Source organism: Paraburkholderia sp. SIMBA_053 (assembly GCF_046534895.1).
GTDB lineage: Bacteria > Pseudomonadota > Gammaproteobacteria > Burkholderiales > Burkholderiaceae > Paraburkholderia > Paraburkholderia caledonica.
In genome coordinates this window covers 1-275 of the sequence record NZ_JAWRXU010000616.1, presented here as the reverse complement: position 1 = coordinate 275, position 275 = coordinate 1, and the positions used below count along the sequence as shown (strand labels likewise).

General features: G+C 64.7%; 1 protein-coding gene. It reads right to left on the bottom strand.

Features of this window, described 5'->3' with window-relative positions:
- On the bottom strand, positions 1 to 275 hold a 275-nt coding region (locus tag SB753_RS37070; RefSeq protein ID WP_410805124.1), incomplete at both ends, for a type II secretion system F family protein.

Below are 275 nucleotides of genomic sequence, written 5' to 3'. Positions count from 1 at the left end.
AGCCGTTCTCGGATGATGCCCGCGATATTGCCGAGAATCTCCGCGAGATTGCCGCCCGCCTCGCGCTGGATCAGCACGGCGATCACGAAGTAGCGTACGTCGTCGACGGGCACGCGGTTCACGAGATTCAACAGCGCGTCGTTCATCGAGACGCCGTAGTTGATCTCATCGAAGGCGATACGGAACTCGCCGCCGAGCGGATTCGGCAACTCGTCGCCCACCATGCCGAGCGCGGCGGGAAACGAATGGCCGGCGCGCAGCGCGCGGGCGATCAG